The organism is Sinorhizobium mexicanum, assembly GCF_013488225.1.
In the GTDB taxonomy this organism is placed as follows: Bacteria; Pseudomonadota; Alphaproteobacteria; order Rhizobiales; family Rhizobiaceae; genus Sinorhizobium; species Sinorhizobium mexicanum.
In genome coordinates this window covers 36535-50141 of record NZ_CP041241.1, presented here as the reverse complement: position 1 = coordinate 50141, position 13607 = coordinate 36535, and the positions used below count along the sequence as shown (strand labels likewise).

Genomic DNA, 13607 nt, shown 5'->3' with positions numbered 1-13607 from the left:
CCGGCAGGCTGTCAGCGCGCGTCATGCACGACGCGGCCTGCAAGCAGGGTCAGCAGGCAGCGCGTGCCTGAGAGAATTGTGTCTGTCGGTGCCTCCAGCAGGTCGTTGTCGAAGACGGCGATGTCTGCCCATTGACCGGGCACCAGTTTGCCTTTCACCGCCTCGGCCTTCTGCGAGTACGCGCCGTATTCGGTATAGGCCTGCAGCGCCTCTTCGCGGCTCAGCCTTTCGGCCTCTCCCATTACCGTGCCTTTGCCGGTCTTGCGCGTGATCATGGCGTGCAGGTTCAAAAAGGGATCGGGAGAGCAGACCGGCGCATCCGAGCCGGTTGAAGGCTTTAACCCCATGCGCATCCAGGTACCGATCTCATACGACGTCTTGCCGCGTTCCTCCCCAAGCACGGAAATGTAGCTGTCGCCGAAATCGTGGATGAAGGCCATTTGCGGTGCGGGCAGGATGCCGGCCGCCTTCATACGCGCGTTCTGCTCTGCAGTGGAGAAGCCGCAATGCTCCACGCGGTGGCGGCGGTCCCGGTCGGGATTTGCCGCCAGCGCCTTTTCATAGGCCCTGATCAGCTGCTCGATCGCGCCATCGCCGATGGCGTGGCAGGCCATCTGATAGCCGCGGTCATGGCAGGATTTAACGATCGCCTCGACCTCCGCGTCGGGCAGCATCTGGACGCCGATATTGTCGGGCTCATCCCGGTAGGGCTTCGTCATCCAGGCGGTGCGCCCGCCCGCCGAACCATCGAGGAAGATCTTGACGCCACCAACGCGCAGCATGTCGTCGCCCGCTCCGGAGATGAGACCGGCTCGCCAGCAGTCTTCGACGATGGAAACACCGGGATCGCCGAGCAACGTCAGCCATACGCGCACCGGCAGGCGGCCGGAGAGCTTGGCCATTTCATAAGCCTGGATTTCTGCAAAGCCCGCGAGCTGGCCGACGGCCGCATCCATGCAGCTCGTGATGCCAAGCGAGAGCAAATAGCGCCCTCCCCGCTCGATGGCCTCGATCAGCTCCTCGGTCGTCATTGCGGGGATGGCGGCTTTGATGAGGTTCTGCGCGTTTTCGGCGAGAAAACCGTTAAGCCGGCCATCGGTGAACCCGAGCACGCCGCCATCTGGCACCGGCGTCGCCTCGGTGACGCCAGCAAGCTTCAGCGCCAGCGAGTTGGCGATCGCAACATGGCCGCAGGCGCGCGTCAAAAGCACCGGATGATCGGGCACGGCGCGGTCGAGGTCTTCCCGCGTCGGATGCCGGCCGGTATCGAGCTTGACCTGGTCATAACCGCGGGCGCGAACCCAGCCGCCTTTCGGCGTCTGGGCGGCGCGCTCGGCAAGCGTCGCCATCAGGGCGGCGAGTGTAGGGGCAGCTGCGGGCGTCGCATCGACCCACCCCATGGTGACGCCGGTCGAGATGAGGTGCAGGTGGTTGTCGATGAGACCGGGACTGGCGAAGCGTCCTTCGAGATCGATCACCTCCGTGCGCGGCCCCTTGAGGCTCAAGATGTCGCCATTTCCGCCGGTGGCCAGAATCTTGCCCCGCCAGACGGCAATGGCCTCGCTGATACCTTCCTCCCGGCCGCGCCAGATGCGGCCATTGTGCAGGATGAGATCGGCTTCAATTGCAGCAGACATTCAACACTCCCCTGTCGGGACACTCGATCCGGCGCCCCGTTCCTCCTGACGCAACGTGAAAGGTTGTGGCTGGCTTGGCCAATTCGCTTTTGGCAAAACCCCATGCTAAATCGGCATACCCGTTTCGATTGAATAACTTATGATCGATTGCACGGGCGGGCGGACAGTATCGGGAGGAAGTCGGGCGTGGAGATCAAATGGCTGGAGGATTTCGTGACGCTCGCCGACACGTCGAGTTTTTCGCGCGCGGCAGATATGCGCAACGTGACGCAACCCGCCTTCAGCCGCCGCATCAAGCAGTTGGAGAGCTGGCTCGGCGCGACACTAATCAGCCGCGCCACCATGCCGGCCGAACTCACCGCAGCCGGCCGGAATTTTCTTCCCGTGGCGCAGGAGGCGATCCGCACCTTTTATGCGGCGCGCGAGGCGCTAAGACCATCACACGAAGCGGGTCTTATCCGCTTTGCCGCGCTCCACACCTTGACTGTGACGTTCTTCCCGCGCTGGCTGAAGGCCTTGGAAGAGGCAGGCGGCGCCTTCAGCACCTCGCTGATGCCCGACCGCGGCGGCATAGAGGCCAATCTCGACGCTCTCGTCGGCGGTGAGGCAGATTTTTTTCTTACCTATGCCCACCCGGAGGTGCCGTTCCACCTCGATCGGGGGCAGATTTCATCGCTCACAGTCGCACATGATCGGCTGGTCCCCCTCGTCGCGGCCAGCATCTCCATGTCCGGCATCACGCAGCCGGGACTGCACATTCTCGACCGTGCGGTCGCGCAGCCGCGGCTCGCCATTCCCTATCTCAGCTACGGATTCAATTCCTTCTTCGGCGTCGCCCTGTCGCGTCTGCTCTTGCGCCGACCGCCCTTCAGACGGCGCACAACGCATGAGAACACAATCAGCGCCGGGCTGATGAACATGGCGGTGACGGGCGCGGGCCTCTGCTGGCTGCCGGAGAGCCTTGCGCGCGACGAGGTCGAGACCGGACGCCTCGTGCCCGCTTCGGCGGATCCCGGCTGGAACCTCGACCTCGAAATCCGCCTCTACCGTCACGCCGCCACCCGCAACCGCAAGGTGGAGGACTTCTGGCGCATGACGAAACAATGGCTGGAACGGCAGCCTGCCTGATCAGACCTTGAGGAAGACTAGCGCGCGCAGGATTTCGGCAAAATCTGCGTGCTTGACGGCGACGGCGCGCGGGCCATGCGAATAGGCACCCGGATACCACCCGGCACGGTAAGCATCCGTCGGATTGTTGAACTCGATCACCAACTCGTAGCGCTCGGCCTGGGCCGGCAGCACCTGCGCGAAATCGCCTGAGAGCGCCTCTGCCACACCCTCGCGGATGAGGCGGCGCGACCATGCGGGGGAAATCGAGATCGCGGCGCGGCCCGTTCCCTCGAGCGTCTCGACTGCCTTCAGCCCCGGCACCATGGCCCGCGCCTCCGAACAAATGCCGGCATCACCGGCAAGGAAGATCGAGGGTACGCCGTAACCGGCAGCACAGAGCGCATTAATGGTGAATTCGGAAGCAACCTCGCCATTGAGGAGCAAACGGGAGATGCGCATATTCGACGTATGCGCGAGCGGATTGCCTTCGCTACCCGCCTTGGAGTGGTAGCCGGTGTAGATCGCCGCGGCAAAGCCCGGGTCTAGGCCGAACATCATGGCATCTGGATGGCCAGACCAGCCGCGCACGATGCGGACATAGTCCGGGAGGCGATCGAGGATAAGATTGCGCCCGCTGTCATGGGCGTCCTTTAGCACGACCTCCGTCGCGCCGGCGGCGCGCGCGCCCTCGCAGGCGGCAACCACTTCCGCGGTCATCAGGGCGCGGAACTCGGTCCAGTCGGCATGGGTGCGTTCGGCCTCGTCCCAATGGACGATGCCTGCAGTGCCTTCGATATCGGCGGAGATGAAGACTTTCATCGGCGTGGGTTCTCCTTCAGCCAATCGACAAGAGCGGGATAGGTACGGCCGCCCCGCGCCGGCGTCGCGGGGGCCATGCAGAGCGCATTCAGTACGGCCTCCTGCGTGGTTTCCGCAGCAGCACGGAAGGAAAGATCGATATGATCGTCGGAGAGGCGCTGCTGGGTCGTGATGGACGACGGCGGTTCGTGCTCGACGGGATCAGCCGTCGTGAAGCAGAGCGCGACATCGCCGCTGCCGTGGCCCCAGAAAGCGCCGAGCCGGGCAAGCCCCGCCCCACCGCGTCGCGCGACGCGCTGCAATTGCCGGTCGCCGAGCGGCAGGTCCGTCGCCATGATGACGATGACGGAGCCACGTTCGGAATCGGCCGACGCGCGCGGATCGGGTCGGCGGCCGTCGGGCAACACGAGATCGCCTGCCGCGCCGAAATTGACGAGGACCAACGTGCCGAGCGTATAGTCGCATTTGGCTATGCGCAGGCGGCGCGAGGCCGTGCCGATGCCTGCCTTGAAGCCGAAGGCCGTCATGCCCGAGCCGGCGCCGACTGCTCCCTGCTCGACCGGACCGGGCCTGGCCGCATCCAGGGCGGCCATGGCATCGTCAGGTGTCACCGCCAGCGCCTGGATATCGTTGATGCTACCGTCGTTGCATTCGCAGACCAGTGGATTGACGGTCGAGGTTTTTCGCCCAATCGTGGGATTGGCGGCAATCGCCCGACGGATAAGCGCCTCCGTGCAGGCCGCCACACCAAAGGTATTGGTGAGCAGGATCGGCGTCTCGATCGTACCGAGTTCGGCCACCTGCATCAGGCCCGCCGACTTGCCGAAGCCGTTGATTATCTCCACGGCCGCGCGCGGCTTCACGCGAAAGAGGTCGCTCGGATGTGGGATGATGGCGGTCACGCCCGTAAAAATGCCCTCTCCACGCAGCGAGCGGTGTCCGACCGCAACGCCCGGCACGTCGGTGATGGCATTGTCCGGACCTGCCGCCAGTCGGCCTTCGGGTATCAGGCCGAGGTCACGCGCCGTCTTCATTCCATTCCTCCTAACGTCTCTACCTTCCTTAGGACGGAACGCCGGCGGCTTCCAGATAGAGGGTTTGCAGCCGCCGCGTCATCGGGCCTGGCTTGCCGTCGCCGATTACTCGGCCGCCGATACGTACGACCGGCATGACAAGGCTGGAGGCCGACGTCTGGAAGGCTTCCGCTGCCTCTTGCGCCTCCTCGGGCGCAAAGGCCCGCTCCTCAATATGCAGCCCCTCGGTTTCACAGAGGCGGGCAAGCGCACGCTGCGTACAGCCCGGCAGCGTCGCCCGCGAAGCGGCACGGGTGAGAATCCGCCCGTCGGCGGTGATGACATGAGCCGTCGAGGATGCACCCTCCGTCACCAGGCCCTCCTCGACGAGCCAGACATCGTCGAAACCGCGCGCCCGGGCTGCCTGCTTCGCCATGACCTGCCCGAGCAGCATGGACGTCTTGATGTCGCGGCGGCGCCAGCGTGGATCATCCGCAAGGTCGACCGCAATGCCCTCGCGCTGCGCTCTGGTGCCGATCAGCGTCTTCGCCTGCGTGAAGCCGACGAGTTTTGGCACCATGGTTTCGGGATAAAGGAAATCGCGGTCCGCCTCGCCGCGCGAAACCTGCAGATAGACGGTGCCATCCTTGAGGCCATTGCGCGTGATGAGTTCCGACTGGAGCGCCTCGATTTCCATGCGGGAAAGGGGAAGCGCAATACCGAGTTCGCGAAGCGAGCGTTCGAGACGGGCAAGATGCAGATCGTTGTCGATCATTCGTCCGGCAATCACGGCCGTCACCTCATAGACGGCATCGCCGAAAAGGAAGCCACGATCGAAAAGCCCGATGCGGGCATCTTCCTCCGGGACGAAATTCCCGTGGACGTAGACGGTCCGGCCCATCTGTTCCTCTTGCGCATATGTTGTCGTTGACCGGGACATTGGTGCGACTTGCCGCCTCTGACCAATTCAATTTGGGCAGCATCTTATGCAAGAATTGCCTGAGACGTTATCTTTCAACGAGTTATTCTCGTGTCATTTAGTCAATGTCACGCAGGGGTCAGCAACCGCCCATGGGTATGTGCCACCGTCCTGACGAAGCCTTGATGTTCGAGAACGGCTGGCCTCGAGCGATTTCCAGCGCCGGTGCCAGACTACTGTCGCAAGATCTTCTCCATCGCCTTCCCCTTTGCGAGCTCGTCAATCAATTTGTCGAGGTAACGGATTTCCCGCATAGTGGCTTCTTGGATTTCTTCCACGCGGACACCGCAGACCGTTCCTTTAATCAACGATCGGGAGGGATTCATCCGGGGCGCTTGCGCGAAGAAATCCTCGAAACTGACGTTCTTCGCCAACTGATCCTCCAGCGTCTCCTGGCTGTGGCCCGTCAGCCAGCAGATGATTTCATCGACCTCCGCCTTCGTGCGCCCCCTCTTCTCCGCCTTGGCGATATAATGGGGATAGACGCTTGCGACGCTGACCGAATAGATCCGATGCTTTGACATGGGATCTCTCATATGCCCGGACTTGAGATCGCCCATGAACTGCTCACATCGATCGGGCGATCCACGTTGGATGCATCGGCATCGATGTGGGCGACGTCATCGTCGATGAGGGCGACATCTACGGCGATGGTGTGAACGTGGCGGCACGGCTCGAAGGACTCGCCGAACCGGGTGGTATTTATGTCTCCGCTCGGGTGCAGGAGGACGTGCGAGGCAAAGTCGATATCATCTTAGAGGGACCTCGGGGAGCAGCAGCTCAAAAATATTGCCTGGCCCGTCAGGGTTTACCGAGTGCAGCTCAACGGCGACGCGACAGCGCTCAAAGCGGCTTTAGCTGCTCCCGAAAGTGGTCATAGCTTGGCAGGATTCAACACACCCGCTCATACCCCGCTTTTTGCTGGTAGTGCAGCGGGTGAGCTGCTCGCTGATTTCGAGAAATTCGGGCCCCCAGTCATCGCTGTGCTTCCATTCGAAGATATTAGTGGTCACAAAAACTGGGAGCGTCTGGCAGATGGCTTGACGGCAGACATTATTGCCGATCTCGCACGCTATCCCGACCTCGCCGTCATATCCCGTCAGACAATGCTCTCATACAAGGGAAAACGTGAAGACGCGCGATCCATCGGGCGGGCGTTGGATGCCGATTACCTTCTTAAGGGCAGCTTGCAATCGCGCGAAGGGCAAATTCGAATTTCGGTGCAACTCGTCGATGCACGGAGCGGAGCCGACCTTTGGGGCGCGCGCTACGATCAGTCGGCCGACGAGTTGTTTGTCATTCAGGACATGGTCACCGAGAACGTCGTCAACAGTCTCGCAAGCTGCTGTGGGAAGCTTCTTAAGTTCAAACGAGACGTTGTCCGGCGAAGGCATCCTGCCAGCCTACCTGCGTATGAGTGCTATTTGCTCGGGCAGGAGCAACTCAACTTGTTCACGCGTGAATCCAATGCCGAAGCGATCCGTTTACTGTCGCGAGCGGTTGAGCTCGATCCTGGGCTCGCACGCGCTTGGACCGATCTTGGACTCGCATACTCCGTACAGGCCTGCAACGCCTTTGCCAGCGATCCACGAATATCCATGCAACACTGGAAAGCGTGCATCGAACAAGGGTTGGCCCTTGATCCCGCCGACACGGCGGCCCGCATTTGCATGGCTGGCTTCCGAGCCATGGATGGGGATTTCGAGGCCGCGAGCGACGAGCACAACCGTGTCTTGGCAGCCGCCCCCAACAATTCCGATTCGCTCGCCTTGCTGGCGGGAAGTGTGGCCCTTCCGGCCTCCTCTATCCAGGGTTTTCCTGTCTGTCTGCTTCCCTTACCTGCCCGACCTCGCCAATGACTTCGCGATGTCGATGATGTCGTCGCGGCTCGCGGTCGGGTCCTCCTTGTTCCAGGCGACGCCGAGGCCGATGCGGAAGTCGACGCCGCTCACCTTGCGCAGTTCGAAATTGCGGTTCGGCATGCCTTCGCCGCCGGGAACAACCGGACTTGAGGCCCTGAAGAGTGGCCGCAGGAGTTCAAAGCCCAGACGGTCGAAGTAGTTCGGAATAGCCGCCCTGTGTCGTGGAGCAAACACACTGTTCCAGACGATACATTATGCGATTTTCGGATCAACTCGAAGCTTCAGACTGGGCAAGACTCGCGGTGACCGTGGAGCCAAAGATGCAATGGTTCAAGGGACGACTTCGATCTCGATCGCGTCGATTATCTTTTCCAGTCCTTCCGATTTGACCCATTTCTTGCCGACCTTTGTGAAGATGTTGCCGTATAGATTGGCAACGATATGCTCATAAATGTGAGCAGTCCGGCTGTCGCTGCACCGGATGATGATCTGGCCCAAAGCCTTTGGATTCTCGAGGATCAGTTGGGCCTGGCGCAAGAATTGGTCGATTTTGTCAGCGAAGCCCTGCCAGTGCCCGGACTTCTCAAGTTCCCTGAAGAAAACATCGTCATACTGGTTTTTCGATTTCTTCAGGATATCGGCGATCTCGGTGACCTCTTTTGAGTGCTTGTAGTCGACCATGTCGAGCGTTTCGGGCGCCGCTTTGTTTATTTCCAGATCATCGATCCTGACCTCGCGACCATCCTTGAGCTTGGCGGCCTGCTCGTAGTTCTTCTTTGTTTTCCCGACCTGGTAGCGCCCCCAGGGTTTGTATTGGTCACCTTGCGGCATATCCCTCCTGGCGAAGCCGACGTCCTTATAGGCCTTTGTCTTCTCTGCCGCAGACAGGGCCTTTGGCCCGGTCGTCCCTTTCGGTTTCTTCCTCGGTCGCCGCCCTGCACCTCCGCCGCCGCCGGATCCCGCCCCGGGCACGGCCCCCGGCATGCCGGGGACCTGGGGTTTCGACGGGGCGGGGGCTGTCGCAGCCTTTGCCGCTGCCGGGGCCTCGGCCGCCGTCGCCTTTGCCGCCTTCTCAGATATCGCCTTTTCGATGTCTGCAATCTGGTCTGGCGAAAGGACACGGCTCAGTTCCCGAACCGCTGCATCCTGCGCCTTGCTCGCGGAAAGAACGCCTCCGCCCACTTTCTCTGCCTCTTTTACAGCGGTCCTGAGCGCGGTCTCGTTGAGGCCGGCGACAGTCTTGATGATCTGCATCGATTCCGCGGGCGTCGCCTTGGCGACGGCCACGACCATGGCGATCGGGAGAACTGCTTTCACGGCAGCCTTGCTGCCGCGTTGGGCGGCTCTCAGGCCTGCGCGGATTGCCTTCCACGCGGCGCCCGCTCCAGGCAATACGGCCAGTGCCACGTTGAGGCAGCGCGCCCAGTCAGGGATTTTGTCGCCGGTTATGAGGTCCCGGCCCGTATAGGCCTCTATGAGACCCTTGATGTTGCCGATCACGGGCATGAAGTCGAGCGCGAGGCTCAGCGCCGTGCCGAAGCACTCGAGGAACTTCTGTGGTTTCAAGCATTCCTGGGCAGCCGACAGGAAGAAGTCGTACGCGATCTGCGTGCGGGGCATCAGACCGATATTGTAGCCGCGAGGGTCGACCGTGCCCTGGAATCGGGGCGGGGGCGGGTGGAGCGCCCGGATGCGGTCCTCGAGGACCTCTTCGGACAGCGTGACGCCGCTGTAGAATTGCTCTCGCGCGTAAGCGACGACGATCTCGAATTCCTTTTCAGTGAGGCCGGCATCAGCCAGGAGTTTCTTGAAGTCCGCTTCCTGGTTGCGCCGTTCGGCCGCGATCACCTGCGGCGAAGGAATCATCGCGCGAAGCTGCTCGTTCCTGTGGACCTTGCTTGCCTCTGTAATCGCTTGCCTGAACCTCTCCAGTTCCGAGGGTGGCGGGCTCACACCCGGGGCATAGCACATGCGGTCCTCGGTGAGCGGGGCGGAGCACATCCTGTCGCTGAACCCGTCGCCCATCGCGCGGTTCCTCCTCTGATGTTTCCTGCGGAAACATGCAGCAATTCAAGGTGCTACGGCGCCCTTCGCGCGTCCGACGAGACCGCGGAGCGCAGCGGTCCTAGGTATCGTCGGCGGGAATGACAACACTCGATCCTTCGACAACGACCTTCTTTTCGATCTCCGGATCCTCAAGCTCATCGCCGAGTACGCGAGCCGCGTAGCGGACATTCTCCAGCTCGATTTTTCGCACTTCCGCCTGGGCCCGCTTGACGTCGACCGCACGGTGGCGAGCCTTGAACTCCTCGATGAGCGAATGGGTCGCCGGAAGAGCTTCGATGAACAGCGATCCCGACGGGACCGTGACCATGTCGTCGGCCCGCCGGCTGGCGGTCAGAAGCCTCTTGAACTGAGCCTGGAGCTGGTCCTTGATCCGGTCGAATTCAGCGTCGTCCAGCTGATCCCGCAAGCAACAAACGTAATCGGAAAAATCCTCGAGGGACCAGTTGCCGAGGTCGTCGGGGTCGACCAGGGCATTGAAGGCGTGGTCGATGTACGGGGCCATCATGAAGTCCGTCAGGGCGTTGGACTCCTTCAACGGGAATACGGCGTAGTTGCCCTTGAACCCGAGAAGCGTTTCCAGATCAGCGACCTGCGACAGCGGCACGTAATGGAGCTGGGGATCAAAATCGGGGTGCAGCTCATACTTCGTCTCGACTTCGTATGTGCGCACCGGGGAGGGGCTGAAACTCGGTAGCGTCCTGTGGGCCATCGCCGCCATCATGTCGGGACGGGGGGCGCTGAAGTCGACCCGTATCCACTTGCGCTTTTTCCGCAGGACCGGCGTCTTCGTGTTGTGCAGGCGGAAGAACCGCTGGTCCGGGGGCTCATGGTTCCATATGGCCTGCATGTAGAAGAGGATGTTCTGTTTGACATGCATGCGCAGCCGGGCGATCTGCGTCAGATGATTGACGTGTTCCCTGAATGCCTCGGAATAGGCATTCACCAGTGCGTTCAGCGCTTCGGTTTCCTTCCCGATCTGGCCGCCGAGGTCGTTCAGATCGTCCGCGACGGCCTGAATGGCATCCTCGACCGCCGTCTTGTCCTTTGCGAATTCCTTGTACAACGGGTTCGTGAATTCATCCAGGAATGACGGAGTCTTCAGCAGGCGAAGGTATTCCTTCAGGGCCATCATTCTGATCTGCAGACGCTCCTGGATGGCTCGAAGCGATTGCGTCTTCTCGCTCTGGGCCTTGAGGCTCAGCCTCATCTGCGCCAGTGCCACGTCGTCGCCGGCGACGTTCTCGGTCAGATAGTCGAGGGCCGGGAGGAACGAATCGTCGAGCAGCACGCGCCGCAGGATCCAGTCGTAGGTCATCAGCCAATCGTTATCGATCTCGTCGGGTCGCGGCACTTCCTGGGCGACAAGGATCACCGGCGTTATCTTGTGCAGCGATTCCGTTACGCGGAAGCGGCGTTGCAGCTCGTAGAAGAGAAACGTGACGGCAATCTCGTCATTCGGGTTGGTGATCTCCGTCGTTTCCACTGTTTCGAGATCCTCAGTGTCCTCGGTGACGACCTCGGTGGAGCGCTCGTTCTTGTAGTCCTGTGCCGATTTGGTGACGGCCTCGTGGAAGGATTTCTTGATGTCGTCGGACGACTTGCTGGCGTCCCGCGTGAAGCTGCTCGTGACGGTATTGTCGGTGCTTCCGAGCCCCGGGACCTTGACGTCGAACTTGTGCTGGGTCGTCAGGTTGAAGTTGGTCTTGACCGAAGCACGCCGCACGATCTCCTCTTCGGCCCGCGCCGTCAGCGTGGATTCCTCGCGCCAGCTCCGGACGTGGTTCTCCACCTCTTTCTGGTAGCGCTTTTTGTGGATCTTCCTGGTCACGCTTATCTTCTGGACCTGCTTCGGAGCAAGCGTGATGGTTCTGACCAATTCGCCCGCCTGGTAGGCCTGCGGCTTCCATTCCTGATTGTAGGTCAGCAGGATCCCGAAATTGATGCTGCGCTCCTTCTGGTTCGCCGCGTAGATGGTGAAATTGAAGGGCTCCTTTATCCGCTGCTCCAGATCCTTCAGGACCTGGGGCAGGTCGTCGGCGATCCCGAGCCACCCGGCGCGATGGTCGCGGGCATCGCCCCATGAAGAGTCGGTGACCCTCGTGCCACCCGGCCAGGTCGAACTGTCTCCACTGTCGGCGCCATCCCGATGATCCCGGACGGTCCTCGCGACCCGCCTGCCGAGCTTCACGAAGCCGTGCCCGACATTGGTTGTGAAATCGAAAGCGTTTGGGTCACCCCCCAGGGCGACGATCGTGTCGAACGCATTTTCGGCGAGATCAATCAGGCCCTGATCGATCACCTCCTGCCAGACATGCTCGAAAGCGATCTGAAGGTTGTGAAAATCGAAATAGGCGGGCGTGTCCGCCGGGCTTTTCTCCAATGACAGCTGCCGTATCTGCTTCTGGACCTCGATCTTGTCCGAGCGGGGCGTGAGGCCGTTGACGACTTCTTCCTCCGGCGAGGTCAACGTGCTCATCAGGTGGGACAAGCGCCGTCTTATATCGCTTTTGGTGATTGGATCATCATCCGGGACAATTGCGCCGGCGCCAGCCTCGACATCGTCGGTGTCTTCACCCGGGGTACCCGCCGGAACGTCCAGGAGCTCGGCTGCTCGCCTTTGCCTTCTGGAAAGGTCGCGGCAGACCTGGACCAAGGGGTCCTCTCGAATGAGGGCGGCGTTGCCGTTTTGCGCCTCGACCGACGGTGAGGGGCCCAGGACCTTCGCAACGTCCGATTCATCGATAAAGCCGTGGGCGTCGCGAAGCGGTTCGAGTTGCCCCTTCTGATCATCGGAAAGGCTGACATAGCCCCGGCGCGGCGACCGCGCGACCGGATCGTTGATGACCTTCGTGATGACGTCCGTCATGACGGCGACGCTCTTGTCGAGAACGCTTTGGCCCGGCAGCACCAGACGTTCGGGATTCACCAGGTTTTCGTTCACGGCCGAAAGCTCTTTGATCAACCGCGGTTTGATGTCGTTGTGGAAGGTCTCGAGCCGTGCCTTCTCTATCTCCAATTGCTTGCGTGTCAGATCCGCGAGCCCCACGCGCATCGCCTCGCGCCGTTCATCGAAGGCGGCCACCCTGGTGAGGATGCTTTTCGACGGCTCATTGTCGGCGAGGTTGAGGGTCGGCAAGGGGATGCCGGCTTTCGTCAACTGCTCGGAGGAAAGCCGGATCAGGAACGTCTCGAGCCGACCGGCATTCTGGCGTACGGCGAGCGAGAAATGGAGAATGCGGGAGTTCGGGTCCTGGCCCGTTTCTTCCGGCGCTGCCACCATCAGCAGGAGGTCCGGGCGTTTTTCCTGCTCGCTTCGAATCTTGAATTCGGAATCCTCGAACTTGTACCCGAATTCGCCATTCCTGTCGGTCGCGACGGAGCAAATTCGATCGCCGAGCGCCGACAGGCCCGCCGGGCCGGTGGTCACCGCGGTGCCCGAAAGCAAGGTACCGTCAAGCGCCAATTCTTCAGGGCGCGTGTCGGGATCGAGGTCATAAACGATCACGAGTAGATCCGGAACCCCGAGGCCGCTTTCCTTATGTGTAATCTTGCCGATGATCTCATTCATTGCAGCACCCCCGAAGCTCGTTTCCTTTGCGCAAATCGACGAGCGCGCTACTGAAAGAAGAGGCCAGCTATTGAACCGCGTGAGGCATTTGCAGATCCGGTCTGTAGATCAGGATACCACCGACCCGGGCACCGGCAATCGTCGAAATCTAGGGCAAATGGACGTGTTTCTCATCTCGGGACGGCGGCTTGCTTTCGAAACCTTCGCCACGAAGATCTTCGAAAGCCTGGGCTGAATAGCCAAGGAGGTACGCCGCAAGCACGCCGCTCGTATGGCAGACGCTGCTTTCAGCCGGTTGCGGGCGTCCATCACCAGCCGAGCTGAAGATTGAGCCGGATTTCCGGCCGAAGTCTGTTTATGGCCCGAGTTCAGTCGGTAGGGTAAGAGCTGGCAAGGTCTCCGAAACGGCGCGAACCAGAGCAGCGGCCCGAGGGACATCCGAACTTCCGATGTCCACCCACCCGAGACGACAGGTACTCGCCGACGCAGCCGCAGCTTTCGCGAATTCGACGTGCATCCCCTCGCCTTGAACGGAATCGAACCTACGAACAG

10 protein-coding genes and 1 pseudogene are annotated in these 13607 nt (G+C 61.4%); 3 read left to right on the top strand and 8 right to left on the bottom strand.

Translation table 11 applies throughout. The features are described from left to right. Positions 1–11 precede the first annotated feature (11 nt). On the bottom strand, positions 12–1637 hold the full coding sequence (locus FKV68_RS24415; RefSeq protein WP_180943113.1) for an amidohydrolase: 1626 nt from the start codon (positions 1635–1637) through the stop codon (positions 12–14). Positions 1638–1823: 186 nt separating this feature from the next. Between FKV68_RS24415 and FKV68_RS24410 the strand changes: the two genes are divergently transcribed. Next, a complete protein-coding gene (locus tag FKV68_RS24410) occupies positions 1824–2765 on the top strand; it encodes a LysR family transcriptional regulator (RefSeq protein ID WP_180943112.1) in 942 nt (313 codons plus the stop codon). Here FKV68_RS24410 and FKV68_RS24405 read toward each other — a convergent pair whose 3' ends face one another. The 4 genes from FKV68_RS24405 to FKV68_RS24390 form a co-directional block, all read right to left on the bottom strand. After that, positions 2766–3566, bottom strand: coding sequence for a M55 family metallopeptidase (locus tag FKV68_RS24405; RefSeq protein WP_180943111.1), 801 nt, complete (start codon positions 3564–3566; stop codon positions 2766–2768). Beyond that, positions 3563–4600, bottom strand: a complete 1038-nt coding sequence (locus tag FKV68_RS24400) for a DmpA family aminopeptidase (protein WP_180943110.1) — start codon at positions 4598–4600, stop codon at positions 3563–3565. Before FKV68_RS24400 ends, FKV68_RS24405 begins: the two co-directional genes overlap by 4 nt. A 28-nt stretch (positions 4601–4628) precedes the next feature. After that, positions 4629–5480, bottom strand: coding sequence for a D-amino-acid transaminase (locus FKV68_RS24395; RefSeq protein ID WP_180943109.1), 852 nt, complete (start codon positions 5478–5480; stop codon positions 4629–4631). A 251-nt stretch (positions 5481–5731) separates the two neighbouring features. Continuing rightward, entirely contained in the window at positions 5732–6082 is a 351-nt protein-coding gene (locus FKV68_RS24390; RefSeq protein WP_180943108.1) for a DUF2200 domain-containing protein, read from the bottom strand. 86 nt (positions 6083–6168) lie between these two features. Between FKV68_RS24390 and FKV68_RS24385 the strand changes: the two genes are divergently transcribed. Both FKV68_RS24385 and FKV68_RS24380 read left to right on the top strand, forming a co-directional pair. Then, positions 6169–6438: a nucleotidyl cyclase domain-containing protein gene (locus FKV68_RS24385; protein ID WP_246452746.1), complete on the top strand. Its 270-nt coding sequence runs from the start codon at positions 6169–6171 to the stop codon at positions 6436–6438. Next, entirely contained in the window at positions 6374–7417 is a 1044-nt protein-coding gene (locus FKV68_RS24380) for a hypothetical protein (protein WP_180944005.1), read from the top strand. Before FKV68_RS24385 ends, FKV68_RS24380 begins: the two co-directional genes overlap by 65 nt. Here FKV68_RS24380 and FKV68_RS24375 read toward each other — a convergent pair. The 3 genes and pseudogenes from FKV68_RS24375 to FKV68_RS24365 all read right to left on the bottom strand — a co-directional run. Beyond that, positions 7394–7546, bottom strand: a pseudogene (locus tag FKV68_RS24375) (LysR family transcriptional regulator); the annotation flags it as partial. The gene FKV68_RS24380 and the pseudogene FKV68_RS24375 sit on opposite strands and share 24 nt — an antisense overlap. 204 nt (positions 7547–7750) lie before the next feature. Then, positions 7751–9445, bottom strand: a complete 1695-nt coding sequence (locus FKV68_RS24370) for a pre-toxin TG domain-containing protein (protein WP_180943106.1) — start codon at positions 9443–9445, stop codon at positions 7751–7753. Between the two features lie 100 nt (positions 9446–9545). Beyond that, positions 9546–13055, bottom strand: a complete 3510-nt coding sequence (locus FKV68_RS24365; protein WP_180943105.1) for a hypothetical protein — start codon at positions 13053–13055, stop codon at positions 9546–9548. Positions 13056–13607: the final 552 nt, after the last annotated feature.

Bases quoted from the DNA above. Each gene is read 5' to 3' on its own strand.
- FKV68_RS24415 (WP_180943113.1), bottom strand. From the start codon at position 1,637: ATGTCTGCTGCAATTGAAGCCGATCTCATCCTGCACAATGGCCGCATC.
- FKV68_RS24395 (WP_180943109.1), bottom strand. From the start codon at position 5,480: ATGGGCCGGACCGTCTACGTCCACGGGAATTTCGTCCCGGAGGAAGAT.
- FKV68_RS24370 (WP_180943106.1), bottom strand. From the start codon at position 9,445: ATGGGCGACGGGTTCAGCGACAGGATGTGCTCCGCCCCGCTCACCGAG.
- FKV68_RS24405 (WP_180943111.1), bottom strand. From the start codon at position 3,566: ATGAAAGTCTTCATCTCCGCCGATATCGAAGGCACTGCAGGCATCGTC.
- FKV68_RS24400 (WP_180943110.1), bottom strand. From the start codon at position 4,600: ATGAAGACGGCGCGTGACCTCGGCCTGATACCCGAAGGCCGACTGGCG.
- FKV68_RS24390 (WP_180943108.1), bottom strand. From the start codon at position 6,082: ATGTCAAAGCATCGGATCTATTCGGTCAGCGTCGCAAGCGTCTATCCC.
- FKV68_RS24365 (WP_180943105.1), bottom strand. From the start codon at position 13,055: ATGAATGAGATCATCGGCAAGATTACACATAAGGAAAGCGGCCTCGGG.